This is a genomic window from Streptomyces sp. ActVer (genome assembly GCF_027270795.1).
Lineage (GTDB): Bacteria > Actinomycetota > Actinomycetes > Streptomycetales > Streptomycetaceae > Streptomyces > Streptomyces umbrinus_A.
The window spans coordinates 1-24,273 of record NZ_JAPWHT010000121.1; the positions used below are offsets into that span (position 1 = coordinate 1).

At 69.8% G+C, this 24,273-nt stretch carries 20 protein-coding genes; 19 read left to right on the plus strand and 1 reads right to left on the minus strand.

Going from position 1 to position 24,273, the window contains the following annotated elements; all coding sequences use genetic code 11:
• Window positions 1-41: 41 nt before the first annotated feature.
• From O3Q52_RS21075 to O3Q52_RS21140, 14 genes are all read left to right on the plus strand, one after another.
• Complete coding sequence (locus O3Q52_RS21075) at window positions 42-1,856, plus strand: penicillin-binding protein 2 (protein ID WP_269650350.1); 1,815 nt, start codon at window positions 42-44, stop codon at window positions 1,854-1,856.
• 89 nt (window positions 1,857-1,945) lie between these two features.
• Window positions 1,946-3,634 (plus strand): UDP-N-acetylmuramoyl-L-alanyl-D-glutamate--2,6-diaminopimelate ligase, encoded by a 1,689-nt coding sequence (locus O3Q52_RS21080; protein ID WP_269650336.1) that lies wholly within the window; start codon window positions 1,946-1,948, stop codon window positions 3,632-3,634.
• 4 nt (window positions 3,635-3,638) lie between these two features.
• Window positions 3,639-5,051 (plus strand): UDP-N-acetylmuramoyl-tripeptide--D-alanyl-D-alanine ligase, encoded by a 1,413-nt coding sequence (murF, locus tag O3Q52_RS21085; protein WP_269650337.1) that lies wholly within the window; start codon window positions 3,639-3,641, stop codon window positions 5,049-5,051.
• Complete coding sequence (gene mraY, locus O3Q52_RS21090) at window positions 5,048-6,118, plus strand: phospho-N-acetylmuramoyl-pentapeptide-transferase (RefSeq protein WP_055612094.1); 1,071 nt, start codon at window positions 5,048-5,050, stop codon at window positions 6,116-6,118. The genes murF and mraY overlap by 4 nt, the downstream gene beginning before the upstream one ends.
• Complete coding sequence (gene murD, locus O3Q52_RS21095; RefSeq protein ID WP_269650338.1) at window positions 6,100-7,539, plus strand: UDP-N-acetylmuramoyl-L-alanine--D-glutamate ligase; 1,440 nt, start codon at window positions 6,100-6,102, stop codon at window positions 7,537-7,539. The genes mraY and murD overlap by 19 nt, the downstream gene beginning before the upstream one ends.
• Before the next feature lie 214 nt (window positions 7,540-7,753).
• Window positions 7,754-9,118: a putative lipid II flippase FtsW gene (gene ftsW / locus O3Q52_RS21100; RefSeq protein WP_269650339.1), complete on the plus strand. Its 1,365-nt coding sequence runs from the start codon at window positions 7,754-7,756 to the stop codon at window positions 9,116-9,118.
• A 6-nt stretch (window positions 9,119-9,124) separates the two neighbouring features.
• The gene (gene murG, locus O3Q52_RS21105; protein WP_269650340.1) at window positions 9,125-10,213 is read left to right on the plus strand and encodes an undecaprenyldiphospho-muramoylpentapeptide beta-N-acetylglucosaminyltransferase; all 1,089 of its coding nucleotides are present in this window, start codon (window positions 9,125-9,127) and stop codon (window positions 10,211-10,213) included.
• A gap of 23 nt (window positions 10,214-10,236) precedes the next feature.
• Window positions 10,237-11,031 (plus strand): cell division protein FtsQ/DivIB, encoded by a 795-nt coding sequence (locus O3Q52_RS21110; RefSeq protein ID WP_269650341.1) that lies wholly within the window; start codon window positions 10,237-10,239, stop codon window positions 11,029-11,031.
• Between the two features lie 275 nt (window positions 11,032-11,306).
• Complete coding sequence (gene ftsZ / locus O3Q52_RS21115) at window positions 11,307-12,503, plus strand: cell division protein FtsZ (protein ID WP_055612099.1); 1,197 nt, start codon at window positions 11,307-11,309, stop codon at window positions 12,501-12,503.
• A complete protein-coding gene (gene pgeF, locus O3Q52_RS21120) occupies window positions 12,500-13,237 on the plus strand; it encodes a peptidoglycan editing factor PgeF (protein WP_269650342.1) in 738 nt (245 codons plus the stop codon). Before ftsZ ends, pgeF begins: the two co-directional genes overlap by 4 nt.
• Window positions 13,238-13,243: 6 nt before the next feature.
• Window positions 13,244-13,978 (plus strand): YggS family pyridoxal phosphate-dependent enzyme, encoded by a 735-nt coding sequence (locus tag O3Q52_RS21125; protein WP_269650343.1) that lies wholly within the window; start codon window positions 13,244-13,246, stop codon window positions 13,976-13,978.
• A 128-nt stretch (window positions 13,979-14,106) separates the two neighbouring features.
• A complete protein-coding gene (locus O3Q52_RS21130) occupies window positions 14,107-14,748 on the plus strand; it encodes a cell division protein SepF (protein WP_055612102.1) in 642 nt (213 codons plus the stop codon).
• A 50-nt stretch (window positions 14,749-14,798) separates the two neighbouring features.
• Window positions 14,799-15,083, plus strand: a complete 285-nt coding sequence (locus O3Q52_RS21135) for a YggT family protein (RefSeq protein WP_055612103.1) — start codon at window positions 14,799-14,801, stop codon at window positions 15,081-15,083.
• A 55-nt stretch (window positions 15,084-15,138) separates the two neighbouring features.
• Complete coding sequence (locus O3Q52_RS21140; protein ID WP_055612104.1) at window positions 15,139-16,326, plus strand: DivIVA domain-containing protein; 1,188 nt, start codon at window positions 15,139-15,141, stop codon at window positions 16,324-16,326.
• 215 nt (window positions 16,327-16,541) lie between these two features.
• Here the strand turns inward: O3Q52_RS21140 and ileS are convergent, their stop codons facing one another.
• Entirely contained in the window at window positions 16,542-19,709 is a 3,168-nt protein-coding gene (gene ileS / locus O3Q52_RS21145; protein ID WP_269650344.1) for an isoleucine--tRNA ligase, read from the minus strand.
• A gap of 622 nt (window positions 19,710-20,331) precedes the next feature.
• Between ileS and O3Q52_RS21150 the strand changes: the two genes are divergently transcribed.
• The 5 genes from O3Q52_RS21150 to O3Q52_RS21170 form a co-directional block, all read left to right on the plus strand.
• Window positions 20,332-21,378 carry a TraR/DksA C4-type zinc finger protein gene (locus tag O3Q52_RS21150; RefSeq protein ID WP_269650345.1) on the plus strand — a complete coding sequence of 349 codons (1,047 nt, stop codon included), beginning with the start codon at window positions 20,332-20,334 and terminating at the stop codon, window positions 21,376-21,378.
• 110 nt (window positions 21,379-21,488) lie between these two features.
• Window positions 21,489-22,163 carry a signal peptidase II gene (gene lspA / locus O3Q52_RS21155; RefSeq protein WP_269650346.1) on the plus strand — a complete coding sequence of 225 codons (675 nt, stop codon included), beginning with the start codon at window positions 21,489-21,491 and terminating at the stop codon, window positions 22,161-22,163.
• A gap of 96 nt (window positions 22,164-22,259) precedes the next feature.
• Window positions 22,260-23,204, plus strand: coding sequence for an RluA family pseudouridine synthase (locus O3Q52_RS21160; RefSeq protein WP_269650347.1), 945 nt, complete (start codon window positions 22,260-22,262; stop codon window positions 23,202-23,204).
• On the plus strand, window positions 23,201-23,671 hold the full coding sequence (locus O3Q52_RS21165; protein WP_269650348.1) for a GNAT family N-acetyltransferase: 471 nt from the start codon (window positions 23,201-23,203) through the stop codon (window positions 23,669-23,671). Before O3Q52_RS21160 ends, O3Q52_RS21165 begins: the two co-directional genes overlap by 4 nt.
• A 209-nt stretch (window positions 23,672-23,880) precedes the next feature.
• The coding region (locus O3Q52_RS21170; RefSeq protein ID WP_269650349.1) for a cation:proton antiporter at window positions 23,881-24,273 on the plus strand (393 nt) is incomplete at its 3' end.

Below are 24,273 nucleotides of genomic sequence, written 5' to 3' on the forward strand. Positions count from 1 at the left end.
GTCCGGCTCCGTCCAGGGGGCAGGGCCAGGGCCCGCGTGTCATCCGCCTCGGCAGCCCCCGGCCTCGGCTGCGCCTGGTCAGCCTCGCCCTGGCCCTCGTACTGATCGCCTTCGTCGTCCGGCTCCTCCAGGTGCAGGCCGTCGACGCGAGCGAGTACACCGCCAAGGCCGAGAAGAACCGGTACCTCAGCCGCACCCTGGCCGCCGAGCGGGGCGGGATCACCGACCGCAACGGCGTCGACCTGGCCATCAGCGTGGACGCCAACGACATCACCGCCGACCCCACGCTGTTCACGCGGAAGGCGACGAAGACCGGCGACGCCCCCGAGCAGGCCGCCGCCCTGCTCGGCCCGATCCTCGACAAGGACCCCGACGAACTCGCCGCGAAGCTCCGGACCAAGAACACCCGGTACGTCGTGCTCGCCCGGCGCCAGACCCCCCAGGTCTGGACGCAGATCAAGGACCTGAAGAGCACGCTCGCCGACAAGGCGGGCGAGGACGGGTCGGCGGTGAACGTCCTGGCGGGCGTCCTCCAGGAGCCCAGCAGCAAGCGGGTCTATCCGAACGGCGGGCTCGGCGCCGGGATAGTGGGATGGGTCAACGCCGACGGCAAGGGCGGCGGCGGCATCGAACAGCAGCTGAACAAGGAGCTGTCGGGCAAGGACGGCGAGATCCGTTACGCCCAGTCCGGCGGCCGTCAGGTGCCGACCGCGGGCTCCACCGAGAAGCCCGCCGTGGCCGGTTCCGAGGTCGAGCTGACCATCGACCGCGACATCCAGTGGGCCGCCCAGAACGCCATCGCCGAGCAGGTGAAGGAGTCCAAGGCGGACCGCGGGTACGTCATAGTGCAGGACAACAAGACCGGCGAGATCCTCGCGATGGCCAACTCGCCCGGCTTCGACCCGAACGACCTCTCCAAGGCCGACGGGAGCGCCCTGCACAACTGGGGCCTCGAAGACGCCTACGAGCCCGGCTCGACCGCCAAGGTCATGTCGATGGCCGCCGTCCTGGAGGAGAACGCCGCCACGCCCGCGACGCACGTGACCGTGCCCAACCGGCTGCACCGCGGCGACCGGCTCTTCCGGGACGACATCGACCACCCGACCTGGTACCTGACGCTCAACGGCGTCCTCGCCAAGTCCAGCAACATCGGCACCATCCTGGCGACCGGCCAGCTGGGCAAGACGCAGCAGGAGGCCAACCAGGTCCTCTACTCGTATCTGCGCAAGTTCGGCATCGGCGACTACACGGGGCTCGGCTTTCCCGGCGAGACGAGGGGCATCCTCGCGCCCGCCGGCCAGTGGTCGACCTCCCAGCAGTACACGATTCCTTTCGGCCAGGGCGTGTCGATCAACGCGATGCAGGCGGCCTCCGTCTACTCGACGATCGCCAACGGCGGCGTACGGATCGAACCGACCCTGGTCCGCGGCACGAAGGGTCCCGACGGACGCTTCACCCCGGCCGCCAAGCCCAAGGAGACACGGGTCGTCAGCGAGAAGACGGCGAAGACCCTGGCACAGATGCTGGAGTCCGTCGTGGACGACCGGGAGGGTACGGGCACCAAGGCGCGTATCCCCGGCTACCGCGTCGCGGGCAAGACCGGCACGGCCAACCGTGTGGATCCGGCCACCGGCCGTTACCGCGGCTATACCTCTTCCTTCGCCGGATTCGCGCCCGCGGACAACCCCCGGGTCACCGTCTACTGCGCCATCCAGAACGCCACCAAGGGGAGCTACTTCGGCGGTCAGATCTGCGGGCCCGTCTACAAGGAGGTGCTGGAGTTCGCCCTGAAGACCCTCCAGGTGCCGCCCACCGGGGCCCAGGCCGCCAGGCTTCCCGTCACTTTCACGCCCTGACCAGCCCCGACCGGCCCGGGCCGGGCCCTCATCGGCACCGACCGGAACGCCATGCTCCAGCACTCCGGATCACCGACCAGGAACAGCTCGTGACAACGATCACTCCCGACCCCGGGAACAGCGGCACGCCGCACGCTCCGCCACGCCCCTCGCTTCGCTCCGGCGGGGGTGTGCCCGGTACGCTCACCGCCGTGCCACACGCTGATCAGTCCCAAACCACCCAGAAGGGCGTTCCTGTGACATATCCGGGGCCGCCGCGACCGGTTCAGAACTCCGCCACACCCCTCGCGGAGCTCGTGGCGGTAGTCGCCGATCAGATGGCGGCTCCGGCGCCGCAGGGCGCGCAGGGCGCCGTCGAGGTCACGGGCATCACCCATGACTCCCGGGCCGTGCGCCCCGGCGACCTCTACGCCGCGCTGCCCGGCGCCCGGATGCACGGCGCCGACTTCGTGGCGCAGGCGGCCGGCCTCGGCGCCGTCGCCGTGCTGGCCGACCCGACGGGTGCCGAGCGCGCGACGGCCACCGGTCTGCCGGTCCTCGTCGTCGAGGACCCGCGCGGGCAGATGGGCGAGCTGGCCGCCTCCATCTACGGCCACCCCGGCCGCGACCTGCTCCAGATCGGCATCACCGGCACGTCCGGCAAGACCACGACGGCGTATCTCGTCGAGGGCGGTCTGAAGACGGTCCGCAGCACCGGGCTCATCGGCACCGTGGAGATGCGCATCGGCGACGAGCGCATCAAGTCGGAGCGCACGACCCCCGAAGCGACCGATCTCCAGGCGCTGTTCGCCGTCATGCGCGAGCGCGGCGTCGACGCGGTCGCCATGGAGGTCTCCAGCCACGCGCTGGTCCTCGGCCGGGTCGACGGCTGTGTCTTCGACATCGCGGTCTTCAACAACCTCAGCCCGGAACACATGGAGTTCCACTCCGACATGGAGGACTACTTCCGGGCCAAGGCGCAGCTGTTCACGCCGGAACGCAGCAGGCTCGGCGTGGTCAACCTCGACGACGAGTACGGACGCAGGCTCGCCAAGGAGGCCACGGTGCCCGTGGTGACGTTCTCCGCGGAGGGCCACCCGGACGCCGACTGGCGGGCCGAGGAGGTCGAGGTCGGCCGGATGGACTCGGTCTTCGTCGCGGTCGGCCCCAAGGGTGAGCGCATCACCGCCAAGTCGCCGCTCGCGGGCCCCTTCAACGTCGCCAACACGCTCGCCGCGATCGTCTCCCTCGCCGTCGCCGGGCTCGACCCGCAGACCGCCGCGGACGGCATCGCCGCCGTACCGGGCGTGCCGGGCCGGCTGGAGCGCGTGGACGCCGGACAGCCGTACCTCGCGGTCGTCGACTACGCGCACAAGACCGACGCCGTGGAGTCCGTGCTGCGGGCCCTGCGCAAGGTCACCGAGGGCCGGCTGCACATCGTCCTCGGCTGCGGCGGGGACCGGGACAGGACCAAGCGGATGCCCATGGGCGCCGCCGCGGCCCGGCTCGCCGACACCGCCGTACTGACATCGGACAACCCCCGCTCCGAGGACCCCCTCGCGATCCTCGCCACGATGCTCGCGGGTGCCGCCGAGGTACCGGCGCACGAGCGCGGAGAGGTCCAGGTCTTCGAGGACCGGGCCGCCGCGATCGCCGCGGCCGTCGCCCGCGCACAGCCGGGCGACACGGTGCTGGTCGCGGGCAAGGGTCATGAGCAGGGCCAGGACATCGCCGGAGTGGTCCGTCCCTTCGACGACCGCCAGGTGCTTCGCGAAGCTATCCAGAAGACCCAGGGATGAACTTGTGATCGCCCTCTCTCTCGCCGAGATCGCCTCAGTCGTCGGCGGGCAGACACACGACATACCGGATCCGTCGGTCCAGGTCACCGGACGGGTCGTCAGAGACTCCCGTGAGGTGGAGCCAGGCAGCCTCTTCGTCGCCTTCGTGGGCGAGCGCGTGGACGGCCACGACTTCGCGGCGAGCGTCGTCGAGGCGGGTGCGGCGGCCGTGCTGGCGTCGCGGCCCGTCGGCGTGCCCGCGATCGTCGTGGACGACGTCCAGACGGCCCTGGGCGCCCTCGCACGCCATGTCGTCGAACGGCTCGGCGCGACCCTCGTGGCCCTCACCGGCTCCGCGGGCAAGACCAGCACCAAGGACCTGATCGCCCAGGTGCTGCAGCGCAAGGCGCCGACGGTCTTCACGCCGGGCTCGCTCAACAACGAGATCGGGCTGCCGCTCACCGCCCTCAGCGCCACCGAGGAGACCCGGTTCCTGGTCCTGGAGATGGGGGCCCGCGGCATCGGCCACATCCGGTACCTCACGGATCTGACGCCCCCGAAGGTCGGCCTCGTCCTGAACGTCGGCACCGCCCACATCGGCGAGTTCGGCGGACGCGAACAAATCGCCCAGGCCAAGGGCGAGTTGGTGGAGGGCCTGCCCCCGGCGGAAGCGGGCGGCGTCGCGATCCTGAACGCCGACGATCCCCTCGTACGAGCCATGGCCTCGCGGACGAAAGCACGCGTGATCCTCTTCGGAGAGTCCGGCGAAGCGGACGTACGGGCCGAGAACGTGACGCTCACCGGGAGTGGACAGCCCTCGTTCAGCCTTCACACACCCTCCGGGTGCAGCGACGTGACCATGCGCCTGTACGGTGAGCACCACGTGTCGAACGCGCTCGCCGCGGCCGCCGTCGCCCATGAGCTGGGCATGTCCGCAGACGAGATCGCCACCGCGCTCTCCGAGGCGGGCACCCTCTCCCGCTGGCGGATGGAGGTCACCGAGCGCCCGGACGGCGTGACGGTCGTCAACGACGCCTACAACGCGAACCCCGAGTCCATGCGAGCCGCCCTGCGCGCGCTCGCGGCCATGGGCAAGGGGCGGCGGACCTGGGCGGTGCTCGGTCAGATGGCCGAGCTCGGGGACGAGGCGCTCGCCGAGCACGACGCGGTCGGACGGCTCGCCGTCCGGCTCAACGTCAGCAAGCTCGTCGCGGTCGGGGGCAGGGAAGCGTCCTGGCTGCAACTGGGCGCATATAACGAGGGTTCGTGGGGTGAGGAGTCGGTGCACGTGTCCGACACACAGGCGGCGATCGACCTGTTGCGCAGTCAACTGCGCCCGGGAGACGTCGTACTCGTGAAGGCGTCCCGGTCGGTCGGCCTGGAGCGGGTCGCAGAGGCGCTGGTCGAGGGCACCGAGGGTGAGGTTGCCGTCCGATGAATCAGATCCTCTTCGCGGGAGTCATCGGCCTCTTCCTGACTCTCGTGGGCACTCCCATGCTGATCAAGCTGCTGGCCCGCAAGGGCTACGGCCAGTACATCCGCGACGACGGCCCGCGCGAACACCACGCCAAGCGCGGTACGCCGACCATGGGTGGCATCGCCTTCATCCTGGCCACGCTCCTGGCGTACTTCCTCAGCAAGGTGATCACCGGCCAGCCGCCGAGATTCTCCGGAGTGCTGGTGCTCGGCCTGATGACGGGCATGGGCCTGGTCGGCTTCCTCGACGACTACATCAAGATCGTCAAGCGCCGGTCGCTCGGTCTGCGGGCCAAGGCGAAGATGGCCGGCCAGCTGATCGTCGGTGTCTCCTTCGCGGTGCTCTCGCTGCAGTTCCCGGACAACCTCAACAACACCCCGGCCTCCACCAAGCTCTCCTTCGTGCAGGACTTCGGCTGGTCCATCGGCCCGGTGCTGTTCGTGGTCTGGGCGCTGTTCATGATCCTCGCGATGTCGAACGGCGTGAACCTCACCGACGGCCTGGACGGCCTCGCCACCGGCGCCTCCGTGATGGTCTTCGGCGCGTACACCTTCATCGGTGTCTGGCAGTTCCAGGAGTCCTGCGCCAACGCGCAGACCCTCACCAACCCGGCCGCCTGCTACGAGGTACGAGATCCGCTCGACCTCGCCGTCGTCGCCGCGGCCCTGATGGGCGCCTGCTTCGGCTTCCTGTGGTGGAACACCTCGCCCGCCAAGATCTTCATGGGTGACACCGGTTCGCTGGCCCTCGGTGGCGCGCTCGCCGGCCTCGCGATCTGCTCCCGCACCGAGCTGCTGGTCGCGCTGCTCGGCGGCCTCTTCGTCCTGATCACCATGTCGGTCGTCATCCAGGTCGGCTCGTTCCGCCTCACCGGCAAACGCGTCTTCCGAATGGCACCGCTCCAGCACCACTTCGAACTCAAGGGGTGGTCCGAGGTCCTTGTCGTGGTCCGCTTCTGGATCATCCAGGGCATGTGCGTGATCGTCGGACTCGGCCTCTTCTACGCGGGATGGGCAGCCCAGAAGTGACGACCGCCCTCGACTGGCAGAGCATGAACATCACCGTCGCCGGTCTCGGCGTGAGCGGCATCAGCGCCGCCCGCGCCCTGGCCGGCCTCGGCGCGTCGGTCACGGTCGTCGACGGGGGCTCCTCGGAGGCCCACCGCGAGAGGGCCGCCTCCCTTGAGGGGGAAGGGATTTCGGTACGTCTCGCGGACGCCGAGACACTTCCCGAGGGCACCGACCTCGTGGTCACCTCGCCGGGCTGGAAGCCGACCAGCCCCCTCTTCCAGGCCGCCGCCGAGGCGGGCGTGGACGTCGTCGGCGACGTGGAGATCGCCTGGCGCCTGCGCGGCCCCGACGCCGCGCCCTGGCTCGCCATCACGGGCACCAACGGCAAGACCACCACGACCCAGATGCTCGCCTCGATCCTGGCCGCCGCGGGCCTTCGTACGGCCGCCGTGGGCAACATCGGCACCCCGATCGTCGACGTGGTCCAGGAAGGCGACGACGCCTACGACGTACTGGCCGTCGAGCTGTCCAGCTACCAGCTCCACTGGGCGCCCTCGCTGCGCGCCCACTCCGCCGCCGTCCTGAACCTCGCCCCGGACCACCTCGACTGGCACGGCTCCATGGAGGCGTACGCCGCCGACAAGGGGCGTATCTACGAGGGCAATCGGGTCGCCTGCGTCTACAACACGGCCGACAAGGCCACCGAGGACCTGGTGCGCGGGGCGGACGTCGAGGAGGGCTGCCGGGCGGTCGGCTTCACGCTCGGCACCCCGGGCCCGTCCCAACTCGGCGTCGTGGAGGGCATCCTGGTCGACCGCGCCTTCGTCGAGGACCGGCACAAGCAGGCCCAGGAACTCGCCGAGGTCGCGGACGTCAGCCCGCCCGCCCCGCACAACATCGCCAACGCCCTTGCGGCGGCGGCCCTGGCCCGCGCCTTCGGAGTGCCCGCCGCGGCCGTACGGGACGGTCTGCGGGCCTTCAGGCCCGATGCCCACCGCATCCAGCACGTGGCCGACGTGGACCGGGTCGCCTACATCGACGACTCCAAGGCCACCAACACGCATGCGGCGGAAGCCTCTTTGGCGGCGTACGAGTCGATCGTGTGGATCGCCGGCGGGCTCGCCAAGGGCGCGACCTTCGACGAGCTGGTCGCCAAGTCGGCAAAGCGACTGCGGGGCGTCGTCCTGTTCGGTGCCGACCGGGCCCTCATCCGCGAAGCGCTCGCGCGACACGCGCCGGAAGTACCCGTGGTCGACCTCGACCGGACAGACACTGGGGCGATGCTCGCGGCGGTCCGTGAGGCCGCACGGCTCTCCGAGCCGGGAGACACTGTCCTACTGGCGCCGGCCTGTGCGTCCATGGACATGTTCGCCAACTACAACAAGCGCGGCGACGCTTTCGCGGAGGCGGTTCGCGAACTCGGCGCCGTCGACGGCTGACCCGGGTCCGCATCGCCCGGCGGCGCCGGGCACACCTGGGAGGGACGCGTGACACGGATCCGGCTGGGGCTTCGTCGGTGGCTTTCCGCCGATGGCACGGCACTGTGCCGGCCCGTCCCGCCCCCAGGGCCCGAACGGTCCGGGGAGATTTCGGGCGTACGGCCCGGGGAGATCCCCGGCGGGGCGCCCTCCCACGGCATGGCAGGTGCCGCCGATGTCCAGTAGCCGTACCGGGCGTCCTCCCGTCCAGCGCGCCCCCCGTCGGCCCGCCGGTCCCCGCCCCCCTCGCGACAACCCCGTAGGACGCCTCTACACGCGCGTACGCCGTGCCTGGGACCGGCCGCTGACCGCCTACTACCTGATCCTCGGCGGCAGCCTCCTGATCACCGTCCTCGGACTGGTGATGGTGTACTCCGCCTCGCAGATCACCGCGCTCCAGCTGTCGCTGCCCGGGTCGTACTTCTTCCGCAAGCAGTTCCTCGCCGCCGTGCTCGGCGGTCTGCTGCTGCTCGCCGCCTCACGGATGCCGTCCAAGCTGCACCGGGCGCTGGCCTACCCGATGCTGCTCGGCTCGGTCTTCCTGATGATCCTCGTCCAGGTGCCGGGGATAGGAGTCGCGGTCAACGGCAACCAGAACTGGATCTCGGTCGGCGGCCCCTTCCAGCTCCAGCCCAGCGAGTTCGGCAAGCTCGCCCTCGTCCTGTGGGGGGCGGACCTGCTCGCCCGCAAACAGGACAAGCGGCTGCTGACGCAGTGGAAGCACATGCTGGTGCCGCTCGTTCCGGTGGCCTTCATGCTGCTCGGGCTGATCATGCTCGGCGGCGACATGGGTACGGCGATCATCCTCACCGCGATCCTGTTCGGGCTGCTGTGGCTCGCGGGGGCGCCCACACGGCTCTTCGGGGGCGTGCTAGCCGTCGCCCTGACCATCGGCTTCATCCTCATCAAGACCAGCCCGAACCGCATGGCCCGCCTCTCCTGCCTGGGAGCCACCGAACCCCAGTCGGGCCCCGTCGACTGCTGGCAGGCCGTGCACGGCATCTACGCCCTCGCCTCCGGCGGGCTGTTCGGCTCCGGCCTCGGCGCCAGTGTGGAGAAATGGGGGCAACTGCCCGAAGCCCACACCGACTTCATCTTCGCCATCACCGGTGAGGAACTGGGCCTCGCGGGGACGCTGTCGGTACTCGCACTCTTCGCGGCTCTAGGCTATGCGGGTATCCGCGTGGCCGGACGCACGGAGGACCCCTTCGTGAGGTATGCCGCGGGAGGCGTGACCACCTGGATCACGGCCCAGGCCGTGATCAACATCGGTGCGGTGCTCGGGCTGCTGCCGATCGCCGGCGTCCCTCTCCCGCTGTTCTCCTACGGGGGATCCGCCCTGCTTCCGACCATGTTCGCCATCGGACTCCTCATCGCCTTCGCGCGGGAGGATCCCGCTGCGCGGGCGGCGCTTGCGATGCGGCAACCCCGCTTTGGCAGAAAGCGGGCTGCGGTGAGAGGCTCCGCAGGGGCCGCGGGGCCTCGGAGATGGAACACGATGCGACGGCGCGCCGCGGCGCGTTCGTCCGGAGAGCGGTGAATTTCGGTGCATGTCGTACTCGCCGGCGGGGGGACCGCCGGCCACATCGAGCCCGCGCTCGCCCTCGCGGACGCCCTGCGCAGGCAGGACCCGACCGTGGGTATCACGGCCCTGGGCACGGAGCGCGGACTCGAGACCCGACTCGTACCAGAACGAGGCTATGAACTCGCGCTGATCCCCGCGGTGCCGCTGCCGCGCAAGCCCACCCCCGAGCTGATCACCGTCCCCGGACGGCTGCGTGGCACGATCAAGGCGGCCGAGCAGATCCTGGAACGCACCAAGGCCGACGCGGTCGTCGGCTTCGGCGGCTATGTCGCCCTGCCCGCCTACCTCGCGGCCAAGCGCCTCGGCGTCCCGATCGTCATCCACGAGGCCAACGCCCGCCCGGGCCTGGCCAACAAGATCGGCTCGCGGTACGCGGCCCAGGTCGCCGTCTCCACCCCCGACAGCAAGCTCCGCGGCGCCCGTTACATCGGCATCCCGCTGCGCCGCTCGATCGCCACGCTCGACCGGGCCGCCGTACGCCCGCAGGCACGCGCCGCGTTCGGGCTCGACCCCGCCCTGCCGACCCTGCTGGTCTCCGGCGGCTCGCAGGGCGCCCGCCGCCTCAACGAGGTGGTCCAGCAGGCCGCCCCGTACCTCCAGCAGGCCGGTATCCAGATCCTGCACGCGGTCGGCCCGAAGAACGAACTGCCGCAGGTCCACCAGATGCCGGGGATGCCCCCGTACATCCCGGTACCGTACGTGGACCGGATGGACCTCGCGTACGCCGCGGCCGACATGATGCTCTGCCGCGCGGGCGCGATGACCGTCGCCGAACTCTCCGCCGTCGGGCTCCCCGCCGTCTACGTCCCGCTGCCCATCGGCAACGGCGAACAGCGGCTCAACGCCCAGCCGGTGGTCAAGGCCGGCGGCGGACTGCTGATCGACGACGCGGAACTGACACCGCAGTGGGTGCAGAGCAACGTCCTGCCCGTGCTCGCCGATCCGCACCGGCTGTTCGAGATGTCCCGCGCCGCCTCCGAGTTCGGCCGCCGGGACGCCGACGACCTGCTCGTCGGGATGGTGTACGAGGCGATCGCGTCACGCCGTTAGCGCGTGGCAGAAGGCAGGGGAGCGTGGCCGGACCGACCACCGCCGAACGCGGCGAACGGCAAGCCCGACAGGATCCGGACTCCGGCCCGCCCCGGCCACCTCTTCTCAAGAGGCTCCCGAAGCCTCGTAGGCTCATCATTCTGGTTGTCTGCCTCGCGCTGCTCGCCGCGGGCTGTCTCTGGGTGCTCTACGGCTCGCAGTGGCTGCGCGTCGAGCGCGTATCGGCTTCGGGGACACGGGTCCTGACGCCCGATCAGGTCGTCGAGGCGGCCGACGTTCCGGTCGGATCGCCGTTGATTTCAGTCGACACCGATGTGATTGAGGCGAGACTGCGCCGGAAATTGCCCCGAATTGACTCGGTTGACGTCGTCCGTTCCTGGCCCCGTGGAATCGGGCTGAAAGTGATCGAACGCACTCCGGTTCTCATTGCCGAAAGGGGCGGAAAGTTCATCGAAGTGGACGCCAAGGGAGTGCGATATGCCACCGTTTCGCGCGCCCCGAAGGGCGTTCCCGCACTGGAATTGACGGTCTCCCGGTCCGCGGGCCTGCGCCGCTTCGGGACCGACCGGCTGGTGCGTGAGGCGGTGCGCGTCGCGGGTTCCCTTCCGGCCGCGGTCGCGCGTGACACCCAGGTCGTCAAGGTCCGTTCGTACGACTCCATCTCGCTGGAGTTGAGCAACAACCGGACCGTTCTGTGGGGAAGTGGCGAGAAGAGCGGCGTCAAGGCCCGTACGCTCAGCGCTCTCATGAAAGCCGCTCCAGAGGCCCGGCACTTCGATGTCAGCGTTCCCACCGCCCCTGCGTCATCGGGGAGTTGACGCACATCCGCGCAGGCCAGCACCCTGGTTGGGCAGCGCTACGGCTGATCACATAGGGTGAAAAGAAAAACGGGAGGTTCGGCGTGTTCGTTGAACGTGCGCCACTTGTCGACTTAGTGTCCTGTTCGGAAGAGTCCAAGGAACAGACACACTGGTAACCCTAAACTTCAGCGTTAGGGTTCGGGTCGGCGTTCGGACCGTCCCATTCGGCATCAGTCGTCGGATCGCGAACGTGCGAGGCGGCGACACGTAACTCGAGGCGAGAGGCCTTCGACGTGGCAGCACCGCAGAACTACCTCGCAGTCATCAAAGTCATCGGTGTCGGCGGCGGTGGTGTCAATGCCATCAACCGGATGATCGAGGTCGGTCTCAAGGGTGTCGAGTTCATCGCCATCAACACCGACGCCCAGGCGCTGTTGATGAGCGACGCCGACGTCAAGCTCGACGTCGGCCGCGAACTCACCCGCGGACTCGGCGCCGGAGCCAACCCGGCCGTCGGCCGCAAGGCGGCGGAGGACCACCGCGAGGAGATCGAGGAGGTCCTCAAGGGGGCCGACATGGTCTTCGTGACAGCCGGCGAGGGCGGCGGCACCGGCACCGGCGGCGCACCCGTCGTGGCCAACATCGCCCGCTCGCTCGGCGCGCTCACCATCGGCGTGGTCACGCGTCCGTTCACCTTCGAGGGACGGCGCCGCGCCAACCAGGCCGAGGACGGCATCGCGGAACTCCGCGAAGAGGTCGACACCCTCATCGTCATCCCCAACGACCGGCTGCTGTCCATCTCGGACCGCCAGGTCTCGGTCCTCGACGCCTTCAAGTCGGCGGACCAGGTCCTGCTCTCCGGTGTTCAGGGCATCACCGACCTCATCACCACGCCCGGTCTGATCAACCTCGACTTCGCCGACGTCAAGTCGGTGATGTCCGAGGCGGGTTCGGCGCTCATGGGCATCGGCTCGGCCCGCGGCGACGACCGCGCGGTGGCCGCGGCCGAGATGGCGATCTCCTCACCGCTCCTGGAGGCGTCCATCGACGGCGCCCGAGGCGTGCTGCTCTCCATCTCCGGCGGCTCCGACCTCGGCCTGTTCGAGATCAACGAGGCCGCCCAGCTGGTCAGCGAGGCCGCGCACCCCGAGGCCAACATCATCTTCGGCGCGGTCATCGACGACGCGCTCGGTGACGAGGTCCGGGTCACCGTCATCGCGGCCGGCTTCGACGGCGGACAGCCTCCGTCGAAGCGGGACACCGTGCTCGGCTCGTCCTCCGCCAAGCGCGACGAGCCCACACCGGCCCGGTCGGGCGACAGCCGCCCGTCCTTCGGCTCGCTGGGCAGCGTCACGCCGAAGGAGGCCCCGGAGCCCACTCCGGAGCCCGTGAGCAACGAACTGCCGTCGGTCTCCCCGCCGGTCCCGCCGTCGCGCACGTACTCGGACAGCGCGGCCGAAGAGCTGGACGTGCCGGACTTCCTCAAGTGATAGGACAGCGCTCCGTAGTGGGCACTGCGAGCGGCGCGCACTTCGCCTTCACCGACCGGTGGGGCGGGGTGAGCGCCGTTCCGTACGAGGAGCTCAATCTCGGCGGTGCGGTCGGGGACGACCCCGACTCCGTACGCGCCAACCGGGAGCTGGCCGCCAAGTCGCTCGGCCTCGACCCGGACCTGGTCGTCTGGATGAACCAGGTGCACGGGCCCGATGTCGCCGTCGTCGACGAGCCGTGGGGAGACCGTCCGGTGCCGCAGGTGGACGCCGTGGTCACCAGGCGCCGGGGCCTCGCGCTCGCGGTGCTCACCGCGGACTGCACGCCCGTACTGCTCGCCGACCCCGTCGCCGGAGTCGTGGCCGGTGCCCACGCGGGACGGCCCGGCATGGTCGCCGGTGTCGTGCCCGCCGCGGTCGCGGCCATGGTCGAACTCGGCGCCGAGCCCGCCCGGATCGTGGTCCGCACCGGCCCCGCCGTCTGCGGCCGCTGCTACGAAGTGCCGGAGGCGATGCGCGCCGAGGTCGCCGCCGTCGAGCCCGCGGCGTACGCCGAGACGAGCTGGGGCACGCCGGCGGTCGACGTGACCGCGGGGGTGCACGCGCAACTGGAGCGGCTCGGGGTGCACGACCGGGAGCAGTCGCCGGTGTGCACGCTGGAGTCCGATGATCACTTCTCGTACCGCCGGGACCGCACCACGGGTCGGCTCGCGGGCTATGTGTGGCTGGACTGATGGGGCATGACGGACCGTAGGGCTCAACTCGCCGGAAACCTGGCGAAAGTGGAAGAGCGTATCGCGGCGGCGTGTGTGGCCGCCGGGCGCAAGCGCGAAGAAGTGACCCTGATCGTGGTCACCAAGACCTATCCGGCCGACGATGTGCGGATCCTGTCGGAACTCGGTGTGCGCCACGTCGCCGAGAACCGCGACCAGGACGCGGCGCCCAAGGCCGCGGCCTGCTCCGATCTGCCCCTCTCCTGGCACTTTGTCGGTCAGTTGCAGACCAACAAGGTGCGTTCCGTGGTCGGTTACGCGGATGTCGTGCAGTCCGTCGACCGGGCCCGGCTCGTCACCGCCCTGTCGAAGGAGGCGGTGCGGCGGGAGCGCGAGCTGGGGTGCCTCATCCAGGTCGCGCTCGACGCGGAGGAATCCGCGGCGGGAAAGGGTGGACTGGGCGAGCGCGGTGGTGTAGGACCCGACGGTATCGAGGAGTTGGGCGCTCTCGTGGCCGGGGCTCCGGGGCTGAGGCTCGACGGACTGATGACCGTCGCCCCGCTCTCCGGAGAGTATGCCGGGCGTGAACTGGCGGCGTTCGAGCGGCTGATGGATTTGTCGACTGACCTGCGCAGCGCCCATCCGGCTGCGAACATGGTCTCGGCAGGGATGAGTGCGGACCTCGAACAGGCCGTGGCAGCCGGAGCGACACATGTGCGCGTCGGTACTGCGGTACTCGGAGTCCGCCCCAGGCTCGGGTAACGTCGCCAAGAAGTCGGACCACAGCAGAAAATATGGTCATTACCACCATAGGTGGGCATAACGACCTCGTGGATCGCGGGCACTTGGCAATAGTCAGCCGATCCACCACAGAGCGGAGGACTCAGAGCATGGCCGGCGCGATGCGCAAGATGGCGGTCTACCTCGGCCTCGTGGAGGACGATGGGTACGACGGCAGGGGCTTCGACCCCGACGACGACTTCGAGCCCGAGCTTGACCCGGAGCCCGAGCGGGACCGCCGACGGCACGAGCCGTCGCATCAATCACACCAGCCGCATCAGTCTCAACGGGACGAATCGGTACGAGTGGTGCAACCGCCCGTACAGCGCGATCCCGTGTCGCATTCCGCTTCGCTCACCGCGGAATCAGGGCGTCCGGCGCGTATCGCCCCCGTGGCGTCCATCACACAAGAACGTCAAAGCCTGGAGAAGAACGCACCGGTGATCATGCCCAAGGTCGTGTCGGAACGAGAGCCGTACAGGATCACCACACTGCACCCCCGGACCTACAACGAGGCCCGTACCATCGGGGAACACTTCCGTGAGGGCACCCCGGTGATCATGAATCTGACTGAGATGGATGACACAGACGCGAAGCGACTTGTCGACTTTGCGGCCGGTTTGGTGTTTGGTCTTCACGGGAGCATCGAGCGGGTGACGCAGAAGGTGTTCCTGTTGTCGCCTGCTAACGTCGATGTCACGGCGGAGGACAAGGCTCGCATCGCAGAGGGCGGGTTCTTCAACCAGAGCTGAGACGCAGGACCGGACAAGGCACGGAAACAGGGGAGAGGGAAGCACGGATCATGAGCGTGGTTGCGCAGGTTCTCTACGTCGCGCTGATGTGTTTCCTCATCGTGCTGATCTTCCGGCTGGTCATGGACTACGTCTTCCAGTTCGCCCGCTCATGGCAACCCGGCAAGGCGATGGTGGTCGTTCTGGAGGCCACCTACACTGTCACTGATCCACCGCTCAAGCTTCTGCGGCGGTTCATCCCGCCGCTGCGTCTCGGGGGCGTGGCGCTCGACCTGTCCTTCTTCGTACTGATGATCATCGTCTACATCCTGATCTCCGTTGTGAGCCGGCTGTGAACGATACGGTCTTGCCGAACGCCGACGATGCCGACGACTACGTTGAGGTGAAGAGATGCCGTTGACCCCCGAGGACGTGCGGAACAAGCAGTTCACGACCGTCCGCCTCCGAGAAGGCTATGACGAGGACGAGGTCGATGCCTTCCTCGATGAGGTCGAAGCCGAACTGACCCGCCTGCTCCGCGAGAACGAGGACCTGCGCGCCAAGCTGGCCGCCGCCACACGCGCCGCCGCGCAGAACCAGCAGCAGGGCATGCGCAAGCCGCCCGAACAGCAGGATCCGCAGCAACAACAGGGTCCGCCGCAGGGTATGCGCGGTCCCGGCGCTCCCGTGCCCGCCGGCATATCGGGTCCGCCGCAGCAGCAGATGGGCGGCCCCATGGGCGGCCCGCCCCAGCTGCCGAGCGGTGCGCCGCAGCTGCCCGCGGGCCCCAGTGCCCAGGGTGGCCAGCAGGGTCCCGGCCCGATGGGCCAGGGTCCGATGGGTCAGGGCCCCATGGGTCAGGGTCCCGGTCAGATGCAGCAGCAGATGCAGGGTCAGATGCAGCAGCAGATGCCCCAGCAGATGGGCGGCCCGATGGGCGGTCCCATGGGTGGACCGATGGGCGGTCACGGCGGCCCGCAGATGGGTCAGCCCGGTCAGGGCCCCGGTGGCGACAGCGCCGCCCGTGTCCTCTCGCTGGCGCAGCAGACCGCCGACCAGGCGATCGCCGAGGCCCGTTCCGAGGCCAACAAGATCGTCGGCGAGGCCCGCAGCCGCGCCGAGGGTCTGGAGCGCGACGCCCGTGCCAAGGCCGACGCTCTTGAGCGGGACGCGCAGGAGAAGCACCGCGTGGCGATGGGCTCCCTGGAGTCCGCACGCGCCACGCTGGAGCGCAAGGTCGAGGACCTGCGTGGCTTCGAGCGCGAGTACCGCACGCGTCTGAAGTCCTACCTGGAGTCGCAGCTGCGTCAGCTGGAGACCCAGGCCGACGACTCGCTGGCTCCGCCGCGTGCTCCGGCCGCCGCGTCGCTTCCGTCGTCGCCGAGCCCGTCCATGGCTCCGGCCGGGGCGAGCGCGCCGTCCTACGGTGGCCAGCAGATGGGTGGCCCGGCTCCGGCCCCGCCGTCCTACGGTGGTCAGCAGCAGATGTCGCCGGCCATGACCCAGCCGATGGCGCCGGTCCGGCCGCAGGGCCCCTCGCCCATGCAGCAGGCGCCCTCGCCGATGCGTGGCTTCCTGATCGACGAGGACGACAACTGACGGCCTCCCGTACGCCTTAGGCGTCGGCAGCGTTCAGGGCGGAGCCCCGGATAACTTCCGGGGCTCCGCCCTTTTGCGTGGGCGTCTGCGGCCCCTTCGTCTCCGCTGTGGGCGTGTGCGCGTTCGGAGGACGCGGGCAGCTGTACGCGGGCACGCAACGCCGAAGGCCCGGTCCCGCCAAGATCTTTGGCGGGACCGGGCCTTCGAGGCTGTCGCTACGCCTTGCGGAGGCGGAACGTCAGCGACAGGGACTCGTCCGTGAACGGGGCGCCGTACGTGTCGTCCGTCTCACCCTGGCCGAAGTCCGTGGCGAGGACCTCGTCGGCGATCAGGGCGGAGTGCTCGGAGAGCGCCGCGATCACCTTCGGGTCCGTGGACGTCCAGCGCAGGGCGATCCGGTCGGCCACGTCCAGGCCGCTGTTCTTGCGGGCCTCCTGGATCAGGCGGATCGCGTCACGGGCCAGGCCGGCCTGACGCAGCTCCTCGGTGATCTCCAGGTCCAGGGCGACCGTCGCACCGGAGTCCGAGGCGACGGACCAGCCCTCGCGCGGGGTCTCCGTGATGATCACCTCGTCCGGGGCGAGCGTGATGGTCTCGCCGTCGACCTCCACCGACGCCGTGCCCTCGCGCAGGGCCAGGGACAGCGCGGCCGCGTCGGCCTCGGCGACGGCCTTGGCCACCGCCTGGACGCCCTTGCCGAACCGCTTGCCCAGCGCGCGGAAGTTGGCCTTGGCGGTCGTGTCGACCAGTGAGCCGCCCACCTCGGAGAGGGACGCGAGCGAGCTCACGTTCAGCTCCTCCGTGATCTGCGCGTGCAGTTCACGGTCCAGGGACCCGAATCCGGTCGCGGCGACCAGCGCGCGGGACAGCGGCTGGCGCGTCTTCACGCCCGACTCCGCGCGCGTGGCACGGCCCAGCTCCACGAGACGGCGTACGAGCACCATCTGCCTGGACAGCTCCGGGTCGATGACGGACAGGTCCGCCTCCGGCCAGGACGTCAGGTGTACGGACTCGGGGGCGCCCGGGGTCACGGGCACCACCAGGTCCTGCCAGACCCGCTCGGTGATGAACGGGGTCAGCGGGGCCATCAGGCGCGTGACCGTCTCGACGACCTCGTGCAGGGTGCGCAGCGCCGCCTTGTCGCCCTGCCAGAAGCGGCGACGCGAGCGGCGTACGTACCAGTTGGACAGGTCGTCGACGAACGCCGAGAGGAGCTTTCCGGCGCGCTGGGTGTCGTACGCCTCCAGAGCCTGCGTCACCTGGTCGGTGAGCGCGTGGAGTTCGGACAGGAGCCAGCGGTCCAGGACCGGGCGGTCCGCCGGGGCCGGGTCGGCCTCGCTGGGTGCCCAGTTGGACGTGCGGGCGTACAGGGCCTGGAAGGCGACCGTGTTCCAGTACGTGAGGAGCGTCTTGCGGACGACCTCCTGGATGGTGCCGTGGCCGACGCGGCGGGCCGCCCAGGGGGAGCCGCCGGCCGCCATGAACCAGCGGACCGCGTCCGCGCCGTGCTGGTCCATCAGCGGGATCGGCTGCAGGATGTTGCCCAGGTGCTTGGACATCTTGCGGCCGTCCTCGGCGAGGATGTGGCCGAGGCACACCACGTTCTCGTACGACGACTTGTCGAAGACGAGCGTGCCGACCGCCATCAGCGTGTAGAACCACCCGCGCGTCTGGTCGATGGCCTCACTGATGAACTGCGCCGGGTAGCGGCTCTCGAAGAGCTCCTTGTTCTTGTACGGGTAGCCCCACTGCGCGAACGGCATCGAACCCGAGTCGTACCAGGCGTCGATGACCTCCGGCACGCGCGTGGCCGTCTTCTCGCACTGGGGGCACGCGAAGGTGACCTCGTCGATGAACGGGCGGTGCGGGTCGAGGTCCGACTGGTCGGTGCCCGTCAGCTCGGAGAGCTCGGCGCGGGAGCCGACGACCGTGAGGTGGTCGTCCTCGCAGCGCCAGATCGGCAGTGGGGTGCCCCAGTAGCGGTTGCGGGACAGCGCCCAGTCGATGTTGTTGTTCAGCCAGTCGCCGTACCGGCCGGTCTTGACCGATTCCGGGTACCAGTTGGTCTTCTCGTTCTCCTGGAGGAGGCGGTCCTTGACGGCCGTGGTGCGGATGTACCAGGACGGCTGCGCGTAGTAGAGGAGCGCGGTGTGGCAGCGCCAGCAGTGCGGGTAGCTGTGCTCGTACGGGATGTGCTTGAAGAGCAGGCCGCGCTGCTGGAGGTCCTCGGTGAGCTTCTCGTCGGCCTTCTTGAAGAAGACGCCGCCGACCAGGGGGACGTCCTCCTCGAACGTGCCGTCGGGGCGGACCGGGTTCACCACGGGCAGGCCGTACTCGCGGCAGACCTTGAGGTCTTCCTCACCGAAGGCGGGGGACTGGTGAACCAGACCTGTGCCGTCCTCGGTCGTGACGTACTCCGCGTTCACCACGTAGTGGGCGGGCTCGTCCTTCGGGAACTCGACGAGCTCGAACGGGCGTTGGTACGTCCAGCGCTCCATCTCGGTGCCCGTGAAGGACTGGCCGGTGGTCTCCCAGCCCTCGCCGAGTGCCTTCTCGACGAGCGGCTCGGCGACGACGAGCTTCTCGTCACCGGATGGGCCCTTCGTCGCGACCACGTAGGTCACCTCGGGGTGGGCGGCGACCGCGGTGTTGGACACCAGGGTCCACGGGGTCGTCGTCCACACCAGGAGCGCGGCCTCGCCCGCGAGAGGACCGGAGGTGAGCGGGAAACGGACGAACACCGAGGGGTCGACGACCGTCTCGTAGCCCTGCGCCAGCTCGTGGTCGGAGAGGCCCGTGCCGCAGCGCGGGCACCAGGGGGCGACGCGGTGGTCCTGGACCAGCAGGCCCTTGTTGAAGATCTCCTTGAGCGACCACCACACGGACTCGATGTACTCGGGGTCCATCGTGCGGTACGGGTCGTTCAGGTCGGTCCAGTAACCCATGCGGGTCGTGAGCTCTTCGAAGGCGTCGGTGTGGCGGGTCACGGACTCGCGGCACTTGGCGTTGAACTCGGCGATGCCGTACGCCTCGATGTCCTTCTTGCCGTTGAAGCCGAGCTCCTTCTCGACCGCCAGCTCCACGGGGAGGCCGTGGCAGTCCCAGCCGGCCTTGCGGGCCACGTGGTAGCCGCGCATGGTGCGGAAGCGCGGGAAGACGTCCTTGAAGACGCGCGCCTCGATGTGGTGGGCACCGGGCATGCCGTTGGCCGTGGGCGGGCCCTCGTAGAACACCCACTCCGGGCGGCCCTCGGACTGCTCCAGGGTCTTGGCGAAGATCTTCTGCTCGCGCCAGAAGTCGAGCACGGCGTGCTCGAGGGCGGACAGGTCGACCTGGGCGGGCACCTGGCGGTACTGCGGCTGTGTACTCGGCTGCGTATTCAACGAGCTTCCTCCGGCGGACTTTCTGCCTTCCGTCCGGAGGGACGAGAGCTGTGTTGTCACCTACGCCGTGTGCGGCGCGCTCCCGCGGTACCACCCTCCTTGGCTCTCCGGCGCTTCCTGCGCGCCGGTGAGCCCCCTCATTGGGGTCGCGATGCCGGGTCTACCGGCCGCTGCCTTTCGTGCCTCTCGGCTGCGGCTTTCTTCCGGCGGCTCCGGGGTGATCTTCACGTCGCGCCGGCCCCCGGGCTCGCACCGTCCCCGGGTCGCTCCTGGCTGCGTACGCCGCTACTCGTCCCCATCCACGCTTCTCGCTCCGCCCAGTGTACGGCGCCGGGCGGACAGCGGCCGACCGGTTTTCCCGCGCCCGCGGGCGCGGGGTGGCGGGGCGCCGGCGAGGCGTGCGGACTGACCCGAATGCCGAGGCGGCCGTGTTCGCATCCTGGGACGGCCGACTCGGCGGATTACCCGGCGGGGAGCTGGGCACAACGCTTGCAGGCTCGCCGCGCGGTACGGGCGGGGCGGGCGAATCGGGCGGCGTGCCCCGTTGCCGCGGGACTCAAGTCGATTTATCGTCCCAGCACGATTCGCGAGCAAGATCACAATATGTGAAGGGGCCGCGGCCATGGTGGCGAAGAAGACCGCCGTACAGCAGTCGGCGTCCGGCAGATCCATGGGGGCGGAGCGTTCCGAGAAGGGCGCGGCGAAGCAGGGCGAGGCCAAGAAGACGGTCGGCGGCACGAGGACGGCCGGTAGGAAAACGGCCACCAGGAAAGCTGCCGCCAAGAAGTCGGCCACTACGAAAGCCGCTGTCAAGGAGTCGGCCACCAAGGAGGCCGCCAGCAAGAAAGTGGCTGCTTCGAAGAGGGCCGGTGCGGGGGTGGCCGTCTCGAAGAAGACGGTCGCGGCGGCGACCTCCACGGAGGGGGCGATCGCCGAAACGGCCACTACGAAGAGGGCCGGTACCAAGAAGGCCTCCACCAAGAAGGCGGCCGCCAAGGCGGTTCCTGCGAAGAAGGCCGCCAAGAGGAGTGCCGCCGGCAAGGGGGCGGGTGAGGCGGGCGTCTCCGCCGCCGAGCCCTCGCAGAAGGCGGGCAGGAAGGGCACACGTACGGCCAAGAAGGCGGTCGCTACCGCGGCCGAGGGTGCGGCGGAGGCCGCGAAGACGACGGGAGCCACGACGGTGGTAGCGAAGAAGACTCCTGGCACGGCCACGGCCACAGTGGCAGGCAAGGCCGGCGCGGTCCCCAAGGCGCGGATCGCCGCGGCGGAGCCCGGCGAGCTCGCGGTACGCCCCGGTGAGGACCCCTGGACCCCCGAGGAGGTCGCGGAGGCGCGCACGGGGCTGATGTCGGAGGCCCTGCGGCTGCGTGCCGAGATCACGCACTCCGAGGAGTCCCTGGCGGGCCTGATGCGTGACTCCGGGGACGGCGCGGGCGACGACCAGGCCGACACCGGCACCAAGAACATCACGCGCGAGAGCGAGATGGCGCTCGCGGCCAACGCCAGGGAGATGCTGGAGCAGGACGAGCGCGCCCTCGAACGCCTGGACGCGGGCACCTACGGGCTCTGCGAGAGCTGTGGCAACCCCATCGGGAAGGCCCGTATGCAGGCCTTCCCGCGCGCCACCCTGTGCGTCGAGTGCAAGCAGAAGCAGGAGCGCCGTTACTGATCGGCCAATGATCCGATACTGATCGGCCCGGTGTGCCTCCTGAGCACATGGGCGCGGTGAGCCGTGCCGTACTCTCGTCCTCAGTCAGGCACCTAGGTTGAGGGACTCACGTGGCAGAGGCGGAGCGGATCATCGGTACGCCGGACATCCCGGAGGCGGCTGGAGCCGAGCCGGAGCAGACCGACCAGAGCGCGGCGGCGGGCGAGCGGTCCGACGCCCAGGGGGCGCAGGACCCGGCCGGGAGCCAGGGCTCCGACTCCGGTTCCGAGGAGGCGGCGGCCCCGGCCGAGCCTTCCAGGGGCAAGCGCCGGATCGCCGTGCTGTTCACGGTCGCCGTCCTCGCGTACGCGCTGGACCTGATCAGCAAGATGATCGTGGTCGCGAAGCTGGAGCACCACGAGCCGATCGAGATCATCGGGGACTGGCTGAGGTTCGAGGGGCTCCGCAACGCCGGCGCGGCCTTCGGCTTCGGCGAGGCATTCACCATCATCTTCACTGTGATCGCCACGGCTGTGATCGTGGTGATCATCCGGCTCGCGCGCAAGCTCTACAGCCGTCCCTGGGCGGTCGCCCTCGGTCTGCTGCTGGGCGGCGCCCTCGGCAACCTGACCGACCGGATCTTCCGCTCGCCCGGAGTCTTCGAAGGCGCGGTCGTCGACTTCATCGCGCCCAAGTACTTCGCGGTCTTCAACCTGGCCGACGTGGCGATCGTCAGCGGCGGCATCCTGATCGTGCTGCTGTCCTTCCGCGGGCTCGACCCGGACGGCACCGTCCACAAGGACTGAGGATCGAGGATTGAGGGCCGGCCCACGGGGCTCGTCGGGGGCACTGTTGTTCGGGCTCTGGTCAGGGGTGTCGGACCTGTCCGGCATACTCGACGGGTGAGCACCAGTCCCGAGATCCGTAACCTGCCCGTGCCCGACGGCCTGGAGGGCGAGCGTGTCGACGCCGCCATCTCCCGCATGTTCGGCTTCTCCCGCACGAAGGCCGCCGAGCTTGCCGCGGCGGGGAAGGTCACGGTCGACGGCTCGGTGGTCGGTAAGTCCGAGCGGGTGCACGGCGGCGCCTGGCTGGAGGTCGAGATGCCGCAGGCGCCCGCGCCCGTGCAGATCGTCGCCGAGCCCGTCGAGGGCATGGAGATCGTGCACGACGACGACGACGTGGTCGTGATCGTCAAGCCGGTCGGTGTCGCCGCGCATCCCAGCCCCGGCTGGTCGGGGCCGACCGTCATCGGCGGGCTCGCCGCCGCCGGGTACCGGATCTCGACCTCGGGCGCCTCGGAGCGCCAGGGCATCGTGCACCGCCTGGACGTGGGCACGTCGGGCCTGATGGTGGTCGCCAAGTCGGAGTACGCGTACACGTCGCTGAAGCGCCAGTTCAAGGAGCGCACGGTCGACAAGCGCTACCACGCGCTCGTCCAGGGCCACCCGGACCCGACCAGCGGCACGATCGACGCCCCCATCGGCCGGCACCCGAACCACGACTACAAGTGGGCGGTCACGGCGGAGGGCAAGCCCTCCGTGACCCACTACGACCTGATCGAGGCGTTCCGCGCGGCCTCGCTGCTCGACATCAAGCTGGAGACCGGGCGTACGCACCAGATCCGCGTCCACATGTCGGCCCACCGGCACCCCTGCGTCGGTGACCTGACGTACGGCGCGGACCCGACGCTCGCCAAGCGGCTCGGGCTCACCCGGCAGTGGCTGCAGGCCGTGAAGCTCGGCTTCGAGCACCCCGGGGACGGCCAGTGGGTCGAGTTCGAGAGCGGCTACGCCGAGGACCTGCAGCAGGCGCTGGACCGCGTCCGGGAGGAAAGCTACGCATGAGCCCGTCGTCCTACGTGGTGCGTGTGGCCGGGGACCCCGCCGACCGTGAGGCCTGTTTCGCGGTGCGCAAGGAGGTCTTCGTCGTCGAGCAGGGGGTCCCTCAGGACCTCGAGTACGACGCGTACGACGCCGATGCGGTGCATGTTCTCGCCGTGCGCGAGGACGGGCTGCCGTTCGGTGCGGGGCGGTTGCTGTACGGCGAGGTGGCGGCCGCCAAGACCGGCGGTGAGCCCGGTGTCGGGTCCCTGGGGCGGCTCGCCGTCCTCAAGACCGCGCGTGGGCTGGGTGTCGGGGTCGCGCTCGTGCGGGGCATCGAGGACGCGGCACGCGCGCGTGGGCTGACCGCGGTGGATCTGCACGCGCAGACGCATGCGCTCGGTTTTTATGAGCGGCTGGGGTATGTGGCTTACGGGCCGGAGTTCTTCGATGCGGGGATCGCGCATCTTGCGATGCGGCGAGGGCTTTAGGGCGGCTGGGGTTCGGTTGAGGGTTTGGCTGCGGGGCGGTGGGGGCTGGTTGCGCAGTTCCCCGCGCCCCTAAAGGATTGCGCCGTTCCCCGCGCCCCTAAAAGACTGCGCAGTTCCCCGCGCCCCTTGAAGGGGCGCCGCTGGGGTTGAGTGGCACGCTTGGGGTCTGGTTGTTCTTGATCGTCTAGACCCAGTCCGGAGCGCTGACCGTGGATCAGTTGGCCCTGTTGTTCGTGATGTTGCTCGGGGCTGTGCTGAGCGTCCCGCTGGGGGACCGCCTCGGGCTTCCCTCGCCGGTGCTGATGACGCTGCTCGGTATCGTGCTGGCCGTCCTCGACTTCGTACCGAACGTGGACATTCCACCCGAGCTGATTCTGCCCGCGCTGCTCCCACCGCTGCTGTACGCCGCCGTACGGCGCACCTCCTGGCGGCAGTTCACGGCCAACAAACGGCCGATCTTCCTGCTCGCCGTGGCGCTGGTGTTCGTCACGACCGCCGTGGTGGCCGTGGTCGCGCATGCGATCGTGCCCGGCCTGCCGATCGCCGCGGCCGTGGCGCTCGGTGCGCTGGTGGCGCCGCCCGACCCGGTGGCGGCGACCGCC